The sequence below is a fragment of the Bacillus sp. FJAT-49711 genome (assembly GCF_018343715.1).
Taxonomy (GTDB): domain Bacteria; phylum Bacillota; class Bacilli; order Bacillales; family Bacillaceae_C; genus Lederbergia.
Window position 1 is genome coordinate 144,154 of sequence record NZ_JAGYPL010000004.1, and the last position, 20,836, is coordinate 164,989.

The window sequence follows — 20,836 nt, forward strand, 5'->3', positions numbered from 1 at the left end:
GTTGAAGATTGGCTCAGGGGTTTTACCTTTGTTCTTTTGCGTTTCAGAGAGGCCTTAAAAAGAAAAATGATTCTTATAAGACGAAAACTTATCCTCTTTCTATTTTCATTCCAATTCAATAACATGTGCACAAAAAAATACTGACCCGATTAAAAACTAATCAGGACAGTATTTTTTAAAAACGGCGCTTCTCTTAAACTAGTTCGCTTTCTTTCTCTTCTTCCTTTTTACCTTCACGCATTTCGTATGCTAACGCGTCAATGCTTTCACGAACATTATGTTTTCCGGATAAGTTTTCAAGCAACTCTCTAACATCAATTCCAGAAGATGCTTTCAAAGTTTCTTGCATTGTCGCCATTAAATTCGTCGCATATCCAGTCACTTTATTGGCGCCGCCTTCACCATTACTTCCTGTATCGACGACAGTGATCTTATCAATATTGCCAAGTGGAGCGGCAACTTGCTTCGCATATTCAGGAAGCATTTTTAAGACCATATCGAGTACGGCTGCTTGACCGAACTTTTCGAAGGCTTCTGCTACTTTTTGCTTCGCTTCCGCCTCTGCGAGACCTTTCAAGCGAATAACTTCCGCTTCAGATACCCCTTGCGCGCGCTGTGCCTCAGCTTTCGCGACCCCATCAAGGCGTACGCGCTCTGCGTCAGCTTTTGCCGTTGCTTCTACACGATATTGATGCGCATCCGCTTCAGCCATTTGCTTCACTTTTTCTGCCGTTGCAGCCTGTTCTACAGAGTAACGATCGGCATCCGCCTTTTTCTTAACTTCTGCATCATATTGTAATTCACGACGCTTAATTTCTCTTTCTTCAAGCTCAATTTGCTTTTGACGTTCAATGATTTTAATTTGCATTTCGTGTTCAGTAACTTCCTGTTTAGCACGTGCCGTTTCTAGATCATACGCTTGGTCTGCGCTCGCACGGGCAATATCTTGCTCACGGCGATATTCTGCCATTTTCAATTGATTTACTTTTTCAGCTTCTGCAATTTCTGTTGCACGCTCAAGCTCAGCTTTTTTAGCTTCTTTTGCAGCTTCCGCACGCTTAATGCGAGTTTCCTTATCCGCTTCAGCTGTAGCAATATCTGCATCGCGTTTAACTTGTGCAATACGTGGTTTACCTAGAGAGTCAAGATAACCATTTTTATCACGAACTTCTTTAATTGTGAAAGATACTATGATTAAGCCCATTTTTGCAAGATCTTGTGACGCAACTCGTTGAACCTCTTGAGAAAATTTATCACGGTTCTTATAAATTTCTTCGACGGTCATGGAACCTAGGATAGAACGCAAATGTCCTTCCAAAACTTCCTTCGCCTCATTTTCCCGATCATCCTTTGTTTTACCAAGGAATTGTTCTGCTGCAGTTGCAATCTCACCAATCGATCCGCCAATCTTAATGATTGCTGTCCCATCTGCCATGACTGGAACACCTTGCTCCGTATAAACTTCAGGAGTTGTTACCTCAAGCTTACTTGATAATAAGCTAAGTGGTTGTGCTTGTTGGAAAACAGGCAATACAAACGTACCACCGCCACGGATAATTTTTATTTTATTTCCCGCTTCATCTACGTGAACATTTTTCCCACCTAAATAACTACCCGTTACAATCAAAGCTTCATCTGGGCCAGCAGTTCTATATTTCGTTACAAATACTCCAAGTAACGCGATAAGTATAAAAACTGCAATACCTATTACAATCAATATTTCAGTTGTCATCCATCTTCCCCCTTATTTAAAATTTTGTTTATATGGTACTACATATAAAACTCCATTTCTCACTTCAATGACAAGTACTTCGGATCCTTCCGGTATTGGGGTATCTTCAAAACTTGCCGCAGGTTTTGATATCATTCCGCTATAGCTCTCGATCACGACTTCACCAAATCCCTGCTGTGGGATAGAGATAATCGCTTTCCCCACTCGCCCTTCCAGTGATTTTTCTGTATAGCTGAGCGATTGCTCCGCGGATTTCATTGGAACGAGTACAAATACATTCAAAAGAATATCTAGAAGAACAGACACAAAAGCTGCTATCGCGATAATGAGAAAGCTATTAAGTTCAGTAGCTTTTTCTAAAATAAATCCCCCTGCAGAAAAAAAAGTTATAAAGGCCAATATTAACACAGGGTTTAAAAAGTCAGTTGCTTCTCCTAGTCCTTCCAATACATCCCCAAAAAATAAATACAAAATAGTTAAACTTCCAGAAACAATAAGTAAAATAAGATAGATCGTTTCAATCGGCATGCCAAACAATGTCATCGCCATCATCCCTTTACATTGTTTTATTTTCTAACAATGCGAGTAAGCCTTCACCTGCCTCCCTACATACTCTAATACGCTTTTCATGAACATAAAGTTTCATATTTTTAAAAAGTTTTCAGAAGTTATTGCTTTTTTGTTTCCGTATATTTCGGTAAAATAAAAAAAAGGAGCTGAGAAAATGACATTACTATCGGAAATTCTTGATTATAATAAGACTTTTATCGATGAAAAATTATATGAGGCATATACAACTACTAAATTCCCTGATAAAAGACTTGTTATTTTAACATGTATGGACACACGTCTAATTGAGCTTTTACATAAAGCAATGAATATGAAAAATGGCGATGTAAAAGTTGTTAAAAATGCAGGTGCTATACTTACACATCCATTTGGAAGTATTATGCGCAGCTTACTAATCGCGGTTTATGAATTGCAGGCTGATGAAGTGTACGTTATCGGACACCATGACTGTGGAATGAGCTTGCTGAATGGTGAGCAAATGTTGGATAAAATGACGAAACGTGGAATACCTAACGAAACGTTGGATATTATTAATAATTCAGGAATTGACCTGAACCAATGGCTCCAAGGTTTTGACAGTGTTGAGGAAAGTGTTGCGCACAGTGTTGATATGATCCGCAATCACCCGCTGATGGCAAATGATGTTCCAGTACACGGATTAGTTATTGATCCTGAGACTGGTAAACTGGATCTTGTAATCGATGGATATAAACGGTAAATCACAAATGGTGGAGTCCTTATTCGGCTCCACCTTTTTGATTTTCTTTAGTTTTCTTTTTATTCTCTTCATTTTTTTTGCCTGCTTGGAGTTCATAAAATTTAACGGCATTTATGTCTCCTAATTCCATACCAAATTCTTCATTTTGATTGCTTTGTTGTTTTTTATTCATGCCCTTTTCCTTTTCTGCCAATTTTCGAATTACGATTGGCGCCTTTCATCGGATCTTCACCCGCAGCAAATTCAGCAGTATAATCCGATTCTTCGATATTTTTCTTAGGTGTTTTAGCATATTTTTCAACAGCATTTCTTGCCGCTTTGCGCTTCACCATCATTCATCACTCCCCATTTTTGTTCAATCAACAATAGTTTCCTCAGAATCTACGATTTTATCCATATAAAAAAGAAATTTTAACCATTTTTTCATTTCAAAATGGGAAAATCGATTTATAATAGAACAAGCGAAAAGTTTAGGGAGGAAAGACGTTGAAACGTAGAATAGGAATATTAGGAATCGTAGCTGCTTTATTTATTTCTCTGTTTTTTGCTCAAAATATGACAGAGGCTGCTTCAAAGGATTTAGTTGTTCATTTCATTGATGTTGGACAAGGAGATTCAATATTCATCAAAACGCCTCAAGGAGAAAACATTCTCATCGACGCTGGAAATCGTGCAAAGGGACATGATGTTGTTGCCTATTTGAAAAAACAAAAAGTCAAAACCATCAATTATATAATCGCGACTCATCCAGATGCGGATCATATCGGCGGCTTGGATGAAGTCATAAATGCCTTTAAAGTCGATCATATTTACGCTCCAAAGGTTACGCATACAACTCAGGCATATAAAGATTTCTTAAATGCTGTTAAGAAAAAGAAGTACAAAATAAAAACAGCTGCTTCAGGAGTTAAGTTACCTTTAAAGGATAAAACCGTGAAAGCATCCTTTCTTGCTCCAGTGAAAAGTTACGCGAAAACTGATTTAAATAATTGGAGTGCCGTTCTACACGTAAAATACAATAAAAATACATTCTTATTTACAGGGGATATCGAATCAAAAGCCGAAAAGGATTTGATTTCCAAAAAATTATTATCTAAAGTAGATGTATTGAAGGTTAGTCATCATGGTGCCAAGGAAGCGACGACGAGCGAATTTTTAAAAATTGTAAAACCTAAATATGCTGTGATCAGCGTCGGTAAAGGAAATAGATATAAGCATCCTACTTCTGAAACATTAAAAAGGCTCTCAGCAGTAAAAGCAAATATTTATCGTACAGACTTGTCACGTACCATTACAGCTACATCTAATGGAAATACAATAAAAATCAGTGCAAAGCCAACTCAAATAAAAGCACCTGTAACAAATCCAAGCTACAAACTATCGGCCAGCTTAGATAATAAAACACCGAAGCAATATTCTACGATCAATTTAACGGTTAATGGACTTCCAAAGGGATCGAAATATACAGCTATTTTTAATTACAAAAGTACAAAAACGACTTATTACGGCAAAACAGGAGAAAAGCTTCCCGTTAAAATAAGTCGTGCTGCAAAAGGGTTTACCGTAAAGATAGATATTTCCTCATCATATAAAGGAAAAACATATAAAACGCAAACTTCATTTACTCCGAAATAAGGAAGTGAACAAAATGCGCGGAATCATTGATCGATTTGAAGGAGATTGGGTTGTAGTAGAAATCGAGGGAGAAACAATGGATTTCAAAAGATCCATTTTTCCGAAGGAAGCGGCAGCGGGTGATGTAGTGGATATGAATGGTGACAAGGTTAGGATTCTTAAAGCTGAGACCGATAAACTCCGAAAAGAAATTGAGGAGCTCATGGATGAAGTTTGGGATGATTAACAGAACGGATTAAAAGGAGATTCTAACATGCCTCAGATTATAAGCATCAATTCTGAAAACAATGATTTTCAAAGGTTCGAGGTTTTAAAGAAAAACCGTAACAAACGTCATAAATATAAAGAGTTTTTTGTTGAAGGTGTAAGGAATATTAACGAAGCGATTAGCAATGAATGGGATATTAAGGCATTTATTTATTCTCCACAAAAACCGTTATCAAAATGGGGAAAAGATATACTAGCTAACTCCTCAGCCGGTATTCATTATGTGCTTCAAGCACATTTGATGGAAAAAATTAGCGATAAAGAAGACACGTCAGAATTGATTGCGATCGTCACGATGCCTGAAGATGATTTTTCTCGGATACGTGCGAATGAGCAAATGTTGGTCGTTGTATTTGATCGTCCTTCAAATAGAGGTAATCTTGGTTCGATTATTCGATCATGCGATGCACTTGGATGCCAAGGTCTAATTATGACCGGACATGCCGTCGATTTATATGACCCCGAAACAATACGAGCAACAATGGGATCTTTTTTCAATATGCCAACAATCCGTATATCTTCACCTAGCGATGTGAAAAATTGGGCAGAGTCATTAAAACAAACATATCCCGATTTACAAGTAGTTGGAACGAGTGCAACTGGCAGTGAAGAAATATATTATTGCGATTTTTCCAAACCGACCATTCTTCTTGTCGGAAATGAGACACAAGGACTAAGCCATTTTTACAAAGAAATGTGTGACCGCATGATTAATATCCCTATGTTCGGATCAGCTTCTTCGTTTAATGTCGCGTGTGCTGCTTCAATTATGCTGTATGAGGTTAGCAGGCAAAGGCAGTTGGGTTATTAACGGACACTGCTAAAGAGAAAGACTAACTTACTAAGGTCCGGTGAAAACCGGGCTTTTTTAGTGAAAGTTTTTGTTATTTTCTAAGTTTCCTCTAACTATATTGATTTAAAAAAGACGCAACGAAGCGCCTTATTTTAAATTTAATTTATTCAATATTTCTTCTGATAAAAATTCATTTAATGAATTAGTATTTGACTGTTCCAAAATATTGGCCAACGCATAAAACTTGGCATATGCATTTTCTATATCTTCTAGTTCGGACAACATGATATTATCTGCGTATAGCTTTGTAAGTTCAACCGCCACATCATGCCGGTTTCTTTGTGATATCCCTTGTACAACTTCTATTTTATCTGACATAGTTTCTTCTCCTTCTTTCTTTACTCCAATGCATCTTTTTAGAACCTAGCAACTTTGTCGCGATATAGTATCAGTAAGTGCATTTAATAAGATCGTAACGATAATGAGAAAGGCTGAGGCAAATGCCACGGCGCCAATTGTATCCATAAGAGCAGACCAATCCTCGATCTTTACTAAATGATAGTTGTAGAAAATCTGAAAACATATTGAAATCGCACAAGCACTTGTACTTATAATGGAAAAGACGATCCACTTCTTATTCTCCTGCTTTCTATGATGTACGAGATTCATAACAGGAAGTATCCAAGCAATTAGTCCTAGCACAAGGCTGCCAATATTAAGCCAAGCATAATCAAGCATACAACATTCCCCCTTGCTTTATCTTATATGAAGAAATGACACATTCATATTTTGTAAATCATTTTTTAATAAACTATTATTCAAGTAACGGCTTTATTTTCAATATCCCCAAATCTACTGATGTCTCTATATAGCCCAATATCTGATTAAACATAAAAACATTAAGTTTTTCATTTAAAACTTCCTTATCGTACTCCATATCGCTTAATACAAATGGAATGTAGTTTTCAACCTCTTTGGACTTAACCTCATCTAAATCGAAAATCGAAGGAAAATGACTAAATATTTTTCTTAATTCATTTGTGAAACCATAGTGTTCCAATAGCTTGCCATTTAGTAATCGGAAATCGTTATGGTATAACTTATGCAATCCTTCATCAGCATCCATTCTGTTCTTTAACCAAGATAGATTAAAACCTCTTAACCAAATATCATCAGCAATTAAATGGGCAAAATACCCCAATATATAATCATTTTTGTTTTTTATTTGAGGAATATATTTATGTAAAAACCCGTCATAATCCGCTCTTCTAGTATAATCTTGCACATTTCCTATAAAAAAGTGAGATACATTTTTTTCTTCATATGAAAAAACAGCATCAGGAGCAATGCTGCCTGCTAAAAATGATGTTTTATCTTCAATCGATAATGCTTCTGCAATCTTATGGCCAATAATCGAATGCATGATTCTTGAACCCATGATTCCTCCACCTTTCAATAAATTCTTAATCAACCCTTCTACTTATTACTTTAATTTATGGTTTTTATTTATTTCCCCATACAACTTATCTAAAGTTTCAATAAGCACTTCATTTTGGTCTATAATTGTCTTATTTTGGATATATTGAGATTTTAAGAGGTTGATGATAATTAATAAGCCAATAGTAATTATGATTAATAAAATAAACATTTCCCACTCCTCTTATCAAATATTTTTAATGTTATTCATGGGGATACATGTTAAAAAAAGAATACTGTATTAAAAATTAGTTCAAAATCAGGATGAGCAGCCTGAAACTACACTATAAGTTATTCAGCAAACTGATGCTTTGTATTAAGCATCTTTTTCGTTTCAATGCTGTTTTTTATTATATTTAGTAAGAATTCTCTATCCTCCAAGTAAGCGTGATTTACTTTTTCTACTTCAGAAAGTGATTTCCAATCGACTTTTTCAATAATTTTATCTGGGTCATTGATGCCCTGACTTTCGCCAATTTTCTTCACCCTGAAATAGTGTGTTTTCACTTTTATATCTTTAATCGTAGTGTCCTTTATAAAAAACTTATCAACAACAACCACTTCGTATCCTGTTTCCTCCATTACTTCTCTCACACAACATTCTTCAGGAGTTTCACCTTTTTCAATACCACCTGAAGGAATAGCCCATGCATCAGAATGAAAGCCTTTAACCATTAGGACTTCATTGTTTTCATTGATGCACACTGCAGCAGAACCGAACCATTCTTTCATAAAAGTTCCCCCCTATAATACTTTAAAACTCGCTTACCTCGAATAGGATATGACAGATCTATGTGTTTCTTACTGACAACAATTTATTTTTTCCGGATTACTATTTTTTCTTCTTTTCCTTCCCATTGGATTTGAATAGGAATACTATCAGGAACGGCATCACATGCCCCACTACACACTTCATCAATTTCAAATTCATCTTGGTTTCTTAATTCGCCTTCTCCTAGAATTGAGGTATGTGAAGATTCATATACTTCAAATTTAAAATTTAAAGGTTTATTCCCATCTCCAAAATAAGAGGTCGTAAAGGTTCTATTACTATCTTTTTCGCTCTCCATTTTCACAAACCAATTATCACTTTTCCCTTCAAAATATTGTTTTTTAAATTCAGTATTTTCATCCGTACAAGCAACAAGAATTATCAATATTACAAGAAATCCAATTAGGAATAAAAATATATTATTGTCTCTCCAAAAAAAAATGAGTATTCATATTGGACCTCAACTTATCTTATTTGACATCTATCTACTTTACAAACTACTAATTTCCTAACATAACATCGAAGTCTTTAACATAAACTGCGTTTCCAGTTATCTCTATATCATAACCACCTTCATTATTTAAAACCCGCACTATTATCCGACCATCTTTATCAATTTCCTGACCCTGCTCTACGAGAAGATTCAGTGATTCTTCAAATTCACTTTTTATATATTTCGCAAAATAGGCACCCATTACCCCAGAAGCAGTTCCCGTAACTGCATCCTCTATTGTGCCTGAGAAAGGTGAAGAAAAGTGTCTGGCGTGCATATCGGCATTCGGATCATAGGTTTCTAAACAAAATGGATGAATAGATGCTTTTGGCATTTCAGTTAATAATGAAGGAAATAACTTATTATTTGGTTTCATTTTCTTAAAGGCATCAAGTGTTTTTATTGGAATTAAAAGTGTCCAAGTTCCTGTACTTCCATATAGAATCGGTAATTCAATGTCAATATCAGCTAAGTTAATTCCTATTGAGTTAGCTAAGTCTTTTATCGAACCTTTAAATTCTTTAAATTGGGGTGAAGCTTGCTTCATAGTTATGTATATTCCTTTATCAGCAGTCAAATCAATCTTGACTGGTAAAACCCCCGCTTTTGTTTCGATTGTCAAATCTGTTTTATCCCCTAATAAGCCTCTCGTTTTTAATGCATAAATGGTTGCCATTGTTGCGTGTCCGCAAAGATTCATTTCGTGTCCTGGAGTAAAATACCTTATTCTAATGTCAGCTTTGTTAGATTTCACTGGAAAAGAAGTTTCATTAAAACCTACTTTTAAAGCAACTTCTTGCATTTCCTCAACAGTTAAGTCATCTCCGTTTAAAACAACCCCTGCCGGATTCCCTTTATGAGGTTCATTGCTAAAAGCATCATAGTGATAAACCTTTACTGATTTCATGTGTTAATTCTCCCCTTGTGAGTTTTCCAAATAGTGTATATCCTTTATTTTACTATTAATCTTTATATAGGCCTTACGGAAAACATTGTTCCATAGGTACCGACTAAGTTACAGGGGATAGTTGGATAATCAATTGAATTAGCTATTCTGACTAACATCTCAGCAGAAACCTTATCAGAAATTTTTTTATCCACACTAAACCTATATTGCAGATTATCTCTTTCGAAAACTACCTTTTTTCTTAATAGCTTCAACAAAAACTGCGTTAATCCTTCTCGATTAACGCCCCGTTTGCTTAAATACAATAGTTCACAAATTTACTTTGCTAGAAATGGTAAGCTCTTAATGTATCTTCACAAAGTCTTTATTTAAGTCTGATTATTTTCCAAGCAGACGATTACTTTTTATTGGCATAAAATAAAAACCAACCAACAATGGTAAATCTTCCATAGATAAATTTCCACCCCAAAATTCAAATTATAGTTCTTTTTGATAGAAAGACTATCGAATACTGAAGCCAGAGCCTTCGTTTAAAAATTCCATTTTGAAAAATAGGATAAATAAAACAAGATTCCCATCTTACTATCAATTAATTCTTCGTTCTTTAAAAACACATTAGTAATTTTTTTACAAAGTACAAGAGTCTAAAGCTTTCTGAATATCTTTCACAAAAAATTCTGATATCACATCACGATTTAATTCATTTAAATTTATTAACTTTACTTTCTTTGAAAATTTGATTTTGTCTATTTCTGAATGACTGTCTAAAGGAACTGTCCCAAGAACAATATGATTATTGGAAATAATGTCTTGCACTATTTTTTGAAAATTGGTTGATAGCATCTGCATAAATCCAATTTCATCGATTACTATTATTTTTTTTGAAGACAAGGAGTCTTGTAATATTTTTATAGCAAACTTTTCGAATCTTTCTATATCAATTCCGTATCTGCCAATTCGAGTTTTGCTAGGGCTTTCCACATTTGCTATTTCTACACTTTCCCCATTAATGGATATACATCTGAAACCAATTCGGCTATTTGAATTTGTTATTTCCTCCGTATAAAACCCTCCACAAATATCAGAGCCAATCTCATTAATAAGTTTCTTTATCATAGTGGTCTTGCCCATTCTAGGCTTTCCTGTAAGTAAAAAAACACTTTTAGAATCCTCATGTCCTCCATCTAATCTTGACAACAACTTATAATTAGGAGGGTTCAAATTCCATGTCTCATATGGAATTGAGTTTACTGCATTTAATGCATCAAGCGTACGTGATTTTACATTAGGCCGTTTTATATATTGATCAATATTAGTCTTATCCAACTCTACATACTTAGCTTCCAGAATCTCTTCAGGTTGAATGATTATTTCACCACTAACATATTCCGCATTAAAAACCACAGACAAGACATGAATCCTTTCATTGTAGTAAACTCCAGTTATTCCTAAAGGGCGAATCACAACTCCTGTTTCTTCAAGAACCTCCCTACAGACAGCAACATCTAAAGGTTCTCCAGCCTCAACAAATCCTCCTGGCATTTCCCAAGTGTCAGATCTGAAATGTGTACGGACTAATAAAACATGTCCATTCTCATCCTTAACAAGTGCCGAAACAGCAATTAAATGTTTTAACTCTTCATCCATCCTTTAACACCGCCAATTCAATTATTATGCAGTTTGAGGTTTATACCAACTTTACGTTTCATCAATCATTATATAGATGAATAATATTGAGTCATTACTAAATCTTAAAACCTTTTTCTTAATAGCCCTTTATTGGATTCAAGTCAAAATTAATCAAAATGATGATTATACATAGGGAAAACCTTTGATTTCGATCGAAAAACAGGGAATTGAGTATTTTAATAGACATATAGGATGAGTAAATTATTGTTTCTTATTTAAGAAAAGCCTCATTAGTTCAACAATTCGCTTGGAGGTCTACTCAATCGGGTGTCAGGTTTATAATATTTTGTTACCCAATGGTTTAATGATACTTCTTTGAAACCAATACTATCTCATATAACTTTTTCGCAGGATCTCCTTTAACAAATTCTAGCTTCACTATTTTTTCACCGCAACATAATTACATTTACAAGGAATAATACAAAAAGAACCTTGGAGGACTATTGAAGATTAAAAGCTTAACGAAACATATAAATGCAGACATCCTTTGTAAATAGATTCTTCCATTAGAATTGCACCCAGGAATAACATTCACACAATAAATTTTGTAAACCAAGCTATGTATCTTGCCCCCCAGATGAACAAAAATTGAGCAAGTATTGTACCAAACAACCTTGAAGTTACCATCATTAGCGACATAGTTTTTAGCTTATTATAACTTCCTCGTTGATTAACAACGTCATCTGCAATTACCGATATTTTTGGATCAATAAAAATAACTAAAAGTATCGTTGCTATACCGTTTATTAGTCCTGATGCCATAATTGCTGTAGATCCCCTTTCAGGAACTAATAAAGCTGCGTAGAGTGCAGATAAAACTCCAATTGTATAGATTGCTGTAATGACCATATTCACACAAAATAGTTTAAAGGGAACATCTTTTACTTTTGTATCCCGCAAATATGTAAACTTCGGTAGACTAAAATGTGTTATGCCGCGCTTTATGTAATGTAGGGAAAAAATCCTTTTAATTAAGAAAGGCACAGATCCTTTTTCCTCCGATAAATGAATGATTGCTCTCGAAAATAGGGCTATAAAAGTAGGTAGGAGAATAATCCCAAATATTGTTCCAAATGTTGATGCACCAATAAGAACTCGAAATTGAGTTTCAACAAACTCCAAAGTATTATCTTGTGAAGCAGTATCAATTAAACTACCTGTAAATGGTTGTTGCATCATATTCGCTAATCTTGAAACGATAACCATAATATTAAATAGGGATAAAGCTGAAGCTATCATTTTAACTCTCGCACCTGATAACCTTACGGCATAGGCTAGTGTTTCTATTGAGTGGATGATAAAAATAAACAAAGCTATAAATAATAATTTTCCAGTTAAGAATTCCAATCTGTAACCTTCTTTTTCAAATGAAATTTAGTATCCTAATTTTACCATATGCAGTTTTTTTGTACTAACCTTCCTATTAGTAAGTTTGTATAATAAATCTCTTACACCCATAATCTTAAGTCAGGACATAAGTGCTGTTTCGATTTATTAATTATAAAATAAATGTTCTAACAATAATTTTCTACTATGTTTAAATATTAATCATTAAACATTGGATAATTAGTGTTACTTTATTTTATCATTGCTCTTCAACTAAACTGCCCTTCGTTAAGTACAATACTTCGCAACCTTTTTTTACACCTTCATTAACTTAATCCTTAAAATGTGTTATCCATGCAAAAAGACGCCATCTTATTAAAGAAAAACGCCCAATTGTTGAATAGCTGGACTAATTAGAAACTCCATTCAAAGAACTTTGCAAGAATGAAAAGTGGTACTCCAACGAGTAATAAGCCAGCATGGCCTAAAACATGAGAAATGAAAGTCATTCTTGCTGCTGAAATGCTCTTGATTAGGGAACGTAAAAGTTTGTTGACGCTAGCTTTTGCTTAAAGGTAAAAAGTGTAGTTTCCTCGAATATAATAAATACCTATCCAAAGGTTATATAAAGGTTAATTTAACGATTGTTGTGTTTGGTGGGGAAATACTCATATGGATAAAAGAACTCGTTTAAATGAACATTTGATGTCACAGCCCCCCTCGCCCAAAATGGCTAAAACTTTCATCGATCTCCTAAAGGGAAGCAATTTTATGTCTCTAGGATGACGTTTAACGATAGCCTGTTAATTTACTTAGGACTGTACACGTGCTTTATTGCTGTTTGAAGCTAACACATGCCTTGTTTAGAATTCTCTGGTTGCTGTTTAGAAAAATCGAAGATTAAATGAAAAGGGGAAACAAAATGAAAACAAAATGGCTTTTGAGTAGTAGTGCCGTGATGATGGGTTTGTTGGGGTTGGCAGGAACCTTTATTCCCGAAGAGATTTCAAAAATATTAGGGATTGACCCTTCACCCATTACTCTGATTCTTCTGCAAATCATCGGAGGTCTATATTTAGGGTTCGCAATGTTGAACTGGTTTACACGTTCTGCCCTGATCGGCGGCATCTATAACAAACCTGTCGTATTGGGAAATCTAATACATTACATCGTTGTCTTTTTTGCTCTAATCCGGCAGTTGGCGGAGCAGTTTCATTTCATATTCGTTATTTTGACATTAGTTTATCTTGGGTTTGCCGTCTGGTTTACATTGGTTATGCGCTCGAATCCTCTAAGCAATCAATCAAAAATGTCTGTCTAACGCATAGTAAACGGGGATTTATATTGGGGGTCTCTCTTTTTAAGTTCACTATGCTGAACTAGTCTTTTGAGCAACACTAAGGATATTAAAAGACAAAAATTCCTACTTTTATATTGAAAGAAGGAATTTTTCTTTTTATTCCACTATGAAAATTTAAGTTAAAGATTACAAGTATCTAGCAGTCTAATTTTTTAAAATCATGATAAATCTTTCAAGCTTTTTTATTTGTTTTCCCTTTGTTTTTAAGAGATGGGTTATGAACTTAATAACAAGTTAAAGACTTTCGAAAAGAATGTCTTTTTTTCTATTTAAAAGTTTAATCTGGATACTTTGAATACCTACTATTTCTGCGTTTAAGTGTTTTAGTTTTTGTAAATCTTGCATCCAGTTTAATAGTTTCATAAAACCCTCTTCATTGTTTACAAACGTAAGAGGATCTCCGAAATAACGATCTACAGTAATGCTAACCTCCCCTTTGGTCGAATAAGAAAAAGCCACCAAATTGGTTGCTGGATCTTTAACTCTTGCACCCTTTAGTTTGAGTATATTTTTTCACAAACTCGTTATTGAAGTTAAATGAGATACTATATCAAATTATAAGAAAAGCACGACATATCTCAAGCTAAGGTTATATTAATTAAACTCCGCAAATAGGAATTTACTGAATAGAATTCTCCTCTTTCCCTAAGTACACAAATACCGGCATATGTTACTAAATATCTCTTTTCATACTTTTAAAGCCTATATATTTATGAGATTCCATTCCTATAATAGGTGCATATGTAACTCTGGGAGTGCTCTCTACAATTTTGAGTATTTGGTCTATCCTTATTACTTCAATAGAGAAAGGGTTACTCAAGATTAGATAATCAATTTTATCTTTAAATGTATGTATCCACTCTAATAAATCTTTGTCTGCACTTATTCTATATGACTCAAAAATTTCTGCTGGCTCATTTTCTTTGCTAATTGCAGTGTGAATATTAAAATCTATATAATCAAGTAGAAAAATACCATGTTTAGATGGAGACATTTTTTTCTCATAACTTTTTATATGTTTTAGCCAATTTTTCTTTATTGAATTTACAATATTAAGATGTGAGTGTTGTTCAAATGGGCGAGAAAATGATTTGCTTACTAGCATATCTGCTTTACTACTATCAAGATTACTTAAAAAAGTAGTTTCACTTTTCCTTTTTAAGTTCAAAGATTCTTGCTTCTGTTTTGCCCCTTTTTTTCCCTCTGAAGATGAAGTAACTGCAAAATGTTCTATAAAACCATCTTCAAAAATAAAATCTGGAAATTCATTACTATTCTGATTAGGCTTAGCATCATTTAACCATTTTTGTAATTCATTATACTGTTGATCTGACATACCAAAACAATCTTCTTTGTTTATTTTACTTTTTACCAAATCCAAGCATCTTTGCTCTATGTTATCTTGGTTTTCTTGATTCTTACTCAATCTGTACACCCTTTCTATTTTTGTCATGGATTACTAATTTGTTATTTTGTAGACAGAAGTTTTATTAACTATACAATTATATCAACTAAGAACATACGGTTTCCTTACCCATTTGATGGCATCCTTCAAAAAAAGTCTTTTTAAACAAACCTTCCGCTCAATAATTTCAAAAAAATAAGTGATAATCCATCTTGGACTATCACCTTTAATTACATCTCTTCACAAATATAAAATGAATTTAACTTTCTACAATGACTTCTAAATCAAATGATAACTCAGATAATTTTTGTAAAATCACATTCGCTTCATGGCTGTATTCCGTTATAGGTCTTCCGTTGCATGTCGGTAATCTACTATATACTTTTCTTATGCTTATAGGATACCCACTTCCAGTTTTTTGATCATTTATTTGAATATTATAAGGTTCATAAAGTATTGTATTAATTAATTTCCTTGCTTCATTTGATCTGGATCCAGTTAACATTGATAACACATCTGAATCCGTTAGACGTGGAAAAGCTACATGATCTTTGTTAGGTATGGTATCCCAATGTAGTTTTATAGCTTCTGCTAATAATCTATCAACGGCAACCATGTGAGGGGATAAAAAAAGCTTATGGTCTGCTAAAATCAGTTGCAGTAAATAAAGTCCAGTATCAATATCAGTATCGATTCCATCAGCAGTACAGTTTACCTTTGTTATTAATTTCTTTGGAAGTATTTCTATTCTACCTGACATATACGTATCCCTATTGAACCTCTCACGGCTAAAGCCGTAAGATTCCTAAGTACAGAAACCCATTGGCTTCTAATGGATTAGGCTATCCCACAGTTCCTGCGGTTAATCGCAATGCTTCATTGCGAAGATTGATACTTGCGTTAAGATCACGTTGATGAAGGCATTCGCATGATGGGCAAGTCCACTCACGCAACGCAAGATCCTTAACGGCTTTATGTTTATGACCACAATGAGAACAAAGTTGACTGGAAGCAAAATTCCTTGCAACAAGGACGACTTGTTTTCCGTACCATTTTGCTTTATATTCCAACATCGTTCTGAATTGTGACCACGATACTTCACTGATGGCCTTTGCAAGATGGACATTTTTAAGCATCTTTTTTACAGCTAAATCTTCCATCCCAATCAAGTCGTGGTTTTTGACAAGATGGGTGGAGATTTTATGCAGCATATCCTGCCGTGAATTCGTGATTTTTTCATGGATCTTGGCGACCTTCACTCGTTGTTTATGCCAATTGGCGGAGCCTGCTTGTCGCCTGGATAGGACGCGTTGGGCGTTGGCTAACTTTTCCTCTAACGTGCGAAAAAACGTTGGATTTTTGTATACGGTTCCATCTGATAGAGTGGCAAAATCCTTTAATCCAACATCGACCCCTATGGATGAACCTGTTTTGGGTAGGGGCTGTATATCCACTTCAGCAAGAATGGAAACAAAATATTTACCAGCAGGATTCCGTCGAATGGTGGCATTGATGATACGCCCATGAACTTCTCGACTTTTCGCAAAGCGTACAAGTCCCAGTTTTGGGAGTTTTATATGTTTGCCTAGCACGGCAATATTTCCATTTACATATTTCGTTGTGTAGGATTGAACAGGATTTCTTTTTGACTTAAAGCGAGGCTCATCATTTTGCTTTTTGTAATATCTTCTATAGGCTTCATGGACGATTTCAACCGATTTTTGCAAGGCGATGCTGTCTATTTCTTTCAAGAATGGATAGTGTTTCTTCAACTCTGGAAGAGCTTTAATCGATTTATTCTTATGGAAAAATTCTCCTTTCCAGTTGTTCCTAGGGAGTTGTCCGTTTTGAACCATTTCCGCAACCATATGCCAATAGGCATCTTTCCCTTTTTGTTTTCCTACAAAATAATTGTAAACAAATCGGCAACAACCGATAGTTTTGGCGATTAGGACTTCTTGAGTTTTAGTGGGATAGATTCTGAACTTATAGGCCCTGTTCATGATCAAAGGATGCTCAGCTCCCCTTCTGATTTTGGATGTATTGTCGAATCTGGGTCTCTGTCTGTTCGCTTGCGGTTGCGACAAAATAAGAAGGGTTCCAGAGATGACCACCCCAGAGTGTCCCTTTTAACTCAGGGAACTCTTTAAATAGCAATCTAGCTGAAACCCCTTTTAATGCCTTGACTATCGTTGGGATAGAATGTTGGGGAGTGCAGTCCACTAAGAGATGAAGATGATCTTGATCGATCTCTATTTCCAATATAGTAAAACCATTATCCGCTGCAATCTTATGAAGAAGTTCTTTTAACCTTACTTCAACATGGTTTACCAATACTTTATGACGATATTTTACACACCATACAAGATGATATTGGATCGTGTATACATATCCTCTTGCTTTTTTTATTTCTGCCATATCAGTCACCTCAGATATCAGTGTACCATATGTTATCACCTTTTTGTGATTGAGCTACGATTATCCAAGGTCTAATATGCAATCTGTATTTTAACATATGTCAAATCGTTAACGTGACATGAAGTCACGCCCGATTCGAAGCGGATTCATCTCATGATTGAAATCACAAGAGTCCTCGGCCATATCATAAAAATATCTAAATGGTTAATGCCTAAAATATTTCCTACTCTCGTTATCGCAGATTGTCCATTCAATAATTTAATGATCGCCTGAGGATCAATTTTGAATTTTTGTAAAATAGAAGATATTTCATCCTTTAATATATATTGCTCTGTTAATTCGTGATGATTAAAACCTAAAGTTTCCTCAACAGCGTGAGAAAATGGCAAGTGCCCAATATCGTGTAGTAAAGCTGCAACTCGCAAGCTAATATCTTCAGGATAGAAAAATGCAGTTAATTTCCACACACCTACTGTATGTTCAAATTTACTATGTACAACAGGTGAAACTAATGAACCAGCACCAAAATGGGCTAATTGTTTCAACCTCCTAACAGGTTTGCTTTTAAATAATTCGACTTCCCATATAAAAGGTTTTATATAAGGATAGAGTGGTTCCGAGTATATTTCTATTTCTTGGTACAATTATCTTCTCCCTAGATACTTAATAACTTTCCTTCTTTAATTGAATTGAGAAAAAAGTTCAATAACTCTTTTTAACTATAGTTCGTTACTTGAAGTACACTTCATCATAAAATTATTATAACTCAACTCCATTTTTTTCAATTAACCATTCTTTAAATTGATTTATTGTTTGAATATTATCTTGTACAACTGCTTCATAAATATCTACACTAAAAAATACTTTTCGATATTTATGATGGCTATGCAATTGACTTTTTAAGTCTAATATTCTCTTTCTTTTTATAGAATCAATTTGACTATATAATTTTTCAAACTCACTTAGTTTTTTCTGAAATTCTCTTGAGCTAATTGCCCAAATATCAATTTTCCATTGCTGTCCAAAAAAGGTTGTATATACTCCCCAATATAAACCTTTTGGTAGATGTGGTGTTCTTCCAATTAATTCATTTCTAAAACTCATTTTTGCTGGTTTTAAATTAATTGAAATTTCTTTACCTAATTCGAAAAATAGTTCGTCGTTCATTCTGTCTGATTCAAGGTAAATATCTAAATCTCTCCAAGTCATCATTTTTAACAAGTAACTACCACTTATATGTGGATTACCATATTTTTTTAAAATGTTAAACAACCCCAGAGTGTAAAGAATTTCATTGGCTTCTCTTGTTATCATTAAATTCAAATCTTCTATATCGTTACTCACAATAAATCCTCCCAATGAAAATAAATATTGTATGTAAATGTCATTGGTATATTCCGTATCTTTCTTTAAAATACCTGCTTCAACCTTCTTAAGAAGCAAAATAAGTACTTCAACAAAAAAGGTGGCCTTAAAACTTTTAAATATCCTTTTTGTTGAAGATGAAAGTTAGTTTATATAATCTGCAAGTAAATTCATTAAACCCTCTGCTGTATCCTTTTTACTAATGTATTTTTGGGGTGTCTGAAATTTTGAAACAATATAATGTTCTGCTTCTTCACCATATAGTGATCCTGTTTTATTAGCGACCATAATTTCAGCATTCGACGCAGTCATCCGGAGTTTTGCTCTTTCAAATAAATACTCAATATCATCAGTATGTTCTAACTTAAACCCTATAAGTAATAAGTTTGGATTCCATTTTTTTATTTGCGATAATACTTTCGGTGCCTTTTTAAAATGAATGATAGGAGGTTCATCACTAGACATTTTTCCCGTCTCCAAAATTGGATTTCCTTGTGGGTCCAATATTTTATCAACAACCCAATCTGAACCAGCAGCTGCCATTATCACTGCATCAATATGTTCAGTTTGTACAATCTTTTTGATCTTTTCACCTAAATCATTTATTCCCTCAAATTGGATAAAACGTAGTTTTTTATGATGTTCAGGCAGTTTTGCAAAGTAGCCGTGTAAATAAATTACCTCTGCTTCTTTATTCAATGCTTCTTCAGCTAAATAACACCCAATAGTTCCTTTTGCCAAATTAGTATGTCCTCTAACGTTATCCCATTTTTCAAGTGTCCCTCCACTTGTTATCAAAATCTTTTTTCCTTTTAAAGAACTCATAACATCACCTTCTACAAAATTACTTATTAGTACATATGCTTCTTAACAAGTTATACAACTTCCTTTAAATATACGAATAATCTCTTGTGTAATAAGATCTCTATTATTGTAATCCTTACTAAATCACCTAAGATTTTAATAGGCCTCCAACAATATTCTCCTATCATTCTTATAAGAATTTTTAGTTGAATCTACTTGTAATCCATTCCGTCCACATATCAAAAGTATTTAAAGGTAGGTTCTTCTCGTGACCAACTCCGTTAATCTTAATTATGTCTACACTATCTGAACCATTAGATTTTAATTTATTATAGAATCTTTCAGTATGATACGGGCGAATAACAGTATCTTTTTCTCCGTGTATAAGCAGAAGAGATTTTTTCAGAAGAACTTCCAAGTAATTATAAGGGTTACACCGATGAGTTCCTCTTAAAAATTTCTCCCATTCAATATCATCTAAATTTCGAAATACATTTTCATGGCATCTTTTCAAATAAGGGTACAGTGTTGTTAAATCATCTTCGGGATTTAAAGGGTCTTTATTTTGAAGGTGAGGTTCTAACAATGGACTAAAAACAATAGTAGCATCCGATAACTGGGATATCCCTTGAGCGCACATTGCGATTCCGCCGCCATAACTATGTCCTATTAAAATAAGATGGTTAATATCCAACTTTACTTCCTGTTGAGATGCGAGATCGAATGTTTTCTGTTTAGATAGTAACTCAAGCCCTAACAATGCACCATCTAGAGAAGTGGAGGGGCCAAAATCCCCATAGCTTTGCCAGCTTCCTGGATAACGTGGATGTAAAACGGTATATCCAGCTTCTGAAAGTTTGCTTCCTATCAATCCATCCTTAGGTTGATTTGGTAAGCCCGAGAGCCACACGATTCCAATTTTATTATTCTTCTCAGTACTCGGTAAATATAAATCACCTAGAACATCTTTATTTCGCACAAATGCCAGCATTTTATCACCCCAGCTAGATGAACCTAATAAGTACCTTTTATTTAGGTAATTCTTTGATTCTTACATTCTGTTTCAATTTAAGTAATTCATTTTCAGGGATACTCTTTGTGAATTT

At 34.3% G+C, this 20,836-nt stretch carries 25 protein-coding genes and 2 pseudogenes; 5 read left to right on the plus strand and 22 right to left on the minus strand.

Annotation, left to right across the window (positions count from 1 at the left end):
- Window positions 1-193: 193 nt before the first annotated feature.
- Window positions 194-1,732, minus strand: coding sequence for a flotillin family protein (locus tag KHA96_RS18330; protein WP_213130778.1), 1,539 nt, complete (start codon window positions 1,730-1,732; stop codon window positions 194-196).
- A 12-nt stretch (window positions 1,733-1,744) separates the two neighbouring features.
- The gene (locus KHA96_RS18335) at window positions 1,745-2,275 is read right to left on the minus strand and encodes an NfeD family protein (protein WP_213130779.1); all 531 of its coding nucleotides are present in this window, start codon (window positions 2,273-2,275) and stop codon (window positions 1,745-1,747) included.
- Between the two features lie 181 nt (window positions 2,276-2,456).
- Between KHA96_RS18335 and KHA96_RS18340 the strand changes: the two genes are divergently transcribed.
- Entirely contained in the window at window positions 2,457-3,020 is a 564-nt protein-coding gene (locus tag KHA96_RS18340; RefSeq protein WP_213130780.1) for a beta-class carbonic anhydrase, read from the plus strand.
- Between the two features lie 19 nt (window positions 3,021-3,039).
- Here KHA96_RS18340 and KHA96_RS18345 read toward each other — a convergent pair whose 3' ends face one another.
- Complete coding sequence (locus tag KHA96_RS18345; protein ID WP_213130781.1) at window positions 3,040-3,192, minus strand: hypothetical protein; 153 nt, start codon at window positions 3,190-3,192, stop codon at window positions 3,040-3,042.
- Window positions 3,185-3,352 carry a hypothetical protein gene (locus KHA96_RS18350; RefSeq protein WP_213130782.1) on the minus strand — a complete coding sequence of 56 codons (168 nt, stop codon included), beginning with the start codon at window positions 3,350-3,352 and terminating at the stop codon, window positions 3,185-3,187. The genes KHA96_RS18345 and KHA96_RS18350 overlap by 8 nt, the downstream gene beginning before the upstream one ends.
- A 154-nt stretch (window positions 3,353-3,506) precedes the next feature.
- Between KHA96_RS18350 and KHA96_RS18355 the strand changes: the two are divergent.
- The 3 genes and pseudogenes from KHA96_RS18355 to KHA96_RS18365 all read left to right on the plus strand — a co-directional run.
- Window positions 3,507-4,346 (plus strand): annotated as a pseudogene (locus tag KHA96_RS18355) (ComEC/Rec2 family competence protein); the annotation flags it as partial.
- A 322-nt stretch (window positions 4,347-4,668) separates the two neighbouring features.
- Window positions 4,669-4,881 (plus strand): DUF3006 domain-containing protein, encoded by a 213-nt coding sequence (locus KHA96_RS18360; RefSeq protein ID WP_213130783.1) that lies wholly within the window; start codon window positions 4,669-4,671, stop codon window positions 4,879-4,881.
- Between the two features lie 27 nt (window positions 4,882-4,908).
- Complete coding sequence (locus tag KHA96_RS18365; RefSeq protein ID WP_213130784.1) at window positions 4,909-5,733, plus strand: TrmH family RNA methyltransferase; 825 nt, start codon at window positions 4,909-4,911, stop codon at window positions 5,731-5,733.
- A 129-nt stretch (window positions 5,734-5,862) separates the two neighbouring features.
- Here KHA96_RS18365 and KHA96_RS18370 read toward each other — a convergent pair whose 3' ends face one another.
- From KHA96_RS18370 to KHA96_RS18405, 9 genes and pseudogenes are all read right to left on the minus strand, one after another.
- Entirely contained in the window at window positions 5,863-6,093 is a 231-nt protein-coding gene (locus tag KHA96_RS18370; RefSeq protein ID WP_213130785.1) for a hypothetical protein, read from the minus strand.
- Between the two features lie 45 nt (window positions 6,094-6,138).
- Window positions 6,139-6,453, minus strand: a complete 315-nt coding sequence (locus KHA96_RS18375; protein WP_213130786.1) for a hypothetical protein — start codon at window positions 6,451-6,453, stop codon at window positions 6,139-6,141.
- Between the two features lie 76 nt (window positions 6,454-6,529).
- Window positions 6,530-7,153, minus strand: a complete 624-nt coding sequence (locus KHA96_RS18380; RefSeq protein ID WP_213130787.1) for a zinc dependent phospholipase C family protein — start codon at window positions 7,151-7,153, stop codon at window positions 6,530-6,532.
- 329 nt (window positions 7,154-7,482) lie between these two features.
- Window positions 7,483-7,923 carry an NUDIX hydrolase gene (locus KHA96_RS18385; protein WP_213130788.1) on the minus strand — a complete coding sequence of 147 codons (441 nt, stop codon included), beginning with the start codon at window positions 7,921-7,923 and terminating at the stop codon, window positions 7,483-7,485.
- 83 nt (window positions 7,924-8,006) lie between these two features.
- A complete protein-coding gene (locus KHA96_RS18390; protein ID WP_213130789.1) occupies window positions 8,007-8,261 on the minus strand; it encodes a hypothetical protein in 255 nt (84 codons plus the stop codon).
- A 202-nt stretch (window positions 8,262-8,463) separates the two neighbouring features.
- Window positions 8,464-9,363 carry a PhzF family phenazine biosynthesis isomerase gene (locus KHA96_RS18395; protein ID WP_213130790.1) on the minus strand — a complete coding sequence of 300 codons (900 nt, stop codon included), beginning with the start codon at window positions 9,361-9,363 and terminating at the stop codon, window positions 8,464-8,466.
- A 627-nt stretch (window positions 9,364-9,990) separates the two neighbouring features.
- The gene (locus tag KHA96_RS23150) at window positions 9,991-10,563 is read right to left on the minus strand and encodes a nucleoside-triphosphatase (RefSeq protein WP_283248478.1); all 573 of its coding nucleotides are present in this window, start codon (window positions 10,561-10,563) and stop codon (window positions 9,991-9,993) included.
- Window positions 10,549-11,010: pseudogene (locus KHA96_RS23155) on the minus strand (NUDIX hydrolase); the annotation flags it as partial. The gene KHA96_RS23150 and the pseudogene KHA96_RS23155, both read right to left, overlap by 15 nt.
- 573 nt (window positions 11,011-11,583) lie before the next feature.
- On the minus strand, window positions 11,584-12,399 hold the full coding sequence (locus KHA96_RS18405; protein ID WP_213130792.1) for a lipid II flippase Amj family protein: 816 nt from the start codon (window positions 12,397-12,399) through the stop codon (window positions 11,584-11,586).
- A gap of 919 nt (window positions 12,400-13,318) precedes the next feature.
- On the opposite strand from KHA96_RS18405, the gene KHA96_RS18410 reads away from it, so the two are divergent.
- Window positions 13,319-13,699, plus strand: a complete 381-nt coding sequence (locus KHA96_RS18410) for a multidrug DMT transporter permease (protein WP_249315739.1) — start codon at window positions 13,319-13,321, stop codon at window positions 13,697-13,699.
- Between the two features lie 273 nt (window positions 13,700-13,972).
- Here KHA96_RS18410 and KHA96_RS18415 read toward each other — a convergent pair whose 3' ends face one another.
- From KHA96_RS18415 to KHA96_RS18455, 9 genes are all read right to left on the minus strand, one after another.
- Window positions 13,973-14,197, minus strand: a complete 225-nt coding sequence (locus KHA96_RS18415) for a hypothetical protein (RefSeq protein ID WP_213130793.1) — start codon at window positions 14,195-14,197, stop codon at window positions 13,973-13,975.
- A gap of 214 nt (window positions 14,198-14,411) precedes the next feature.
- Window positions 14,412-15,164, minus strand: a complete 753-nt coding sequence (locus KHA96_RS18420) for a hypothetical protein (protein ID WP_213130794.1) — start codon at window positions 15,162-15,164, stop codon at window positions 14,412-14,414.
- 238 nt (window positions 15,165-15,402) lie between these two features.
- Window positions 15,403-15,903 carry a hypothetical protein gene (locus KHA96_RS18425; RefSeq protein WP_213130795.1) on the minus strand — a complete coding sequence of 167 codons (501 nt, stop codon included), beginning with the start codon at window positions 15,901-15,903 and terminating at the stop codon, window positions 15,403-15,405.
- Between the two features lie 82 nt (window positions 15,904-15,985).
- Window positions 15,986-17,152 (minus strand): IS200/IS605 family element RNA-guided endonuclease TnpB, encoded by a 1,167-nt coding sequence (gene tnpB / locus KHA96_RS18430; protein WP_213130796.1) that lies wholly within the window; start codon window positions 17,150-17,152, stop codon window positions 15,986-15,988.
- Window positions 17,153-17,159: 7 nt separating this feature from the next.
- Window positions 17,160-17,561: an IS200/IS605 family transposase gene (tnpA, locus tag KHA96_RS18435; RefSeq protein ID WP_213130797.1), complete on the minus strand. Its 402-nt coding sequence runs from the start codon at window positions 17,559-17,561 to the stop codon at window positions 17,160-17,162.
- A gap of 146 nt (window positions 17,562-17,707) precedes the next feature.
- Window positions 17,708-18,106, minus strand: coding sequence for an HD domain-containing protein (locus KHA96_RS18440; protein WP_249315740.1), 399 nt, complete (start codon window positions 18,104-18,106; stop codon window positions 17,708-17,710).
- A gap of 214 nt (window positions 18,107-18,320) precedes the next feature.
- The gene (locus tag KHA96_RS18445; protein WP_213130798.1) at window positions 18,321-18,905 is read right to left on the minus strand and encodes a hypothetical protein; all 585 of its coding nucleotides are present in this window, start codon (window positions 18,903-18,905) and stop codon (window positions 18,321-18,323) included.
- 165 nt (window positions 18,906-19,070) lie between these two features.
- Window positions 19,071-19,751 carry a phosphopantothenoylcysteine decarboxylase domain-containing protein gene (locus KHA96_RS18450; RefSeq protein WP_213130799.1) on the minus strand — a complete coding sequence of 227 codons (681 nt, stop codon included), beginning with the start codon at window positions 19,749-19,751 and terminating at the stop codon, window positions 19,071-19,073.
- A gap of 181 nt (window positions 19,752-19,932) precedes the next feature.
- Entirely contained in the window at window positions 19,933-20,721 is a 789-nt protein-coding gene (locus KHA96_RS18455; RefSeq protein WP_213130800.1) for an alpha/beta hydrolase family protein, read from the minus strand.
- Window positions 20,722-20,836 lie beyond the last annotated feature (115 nt).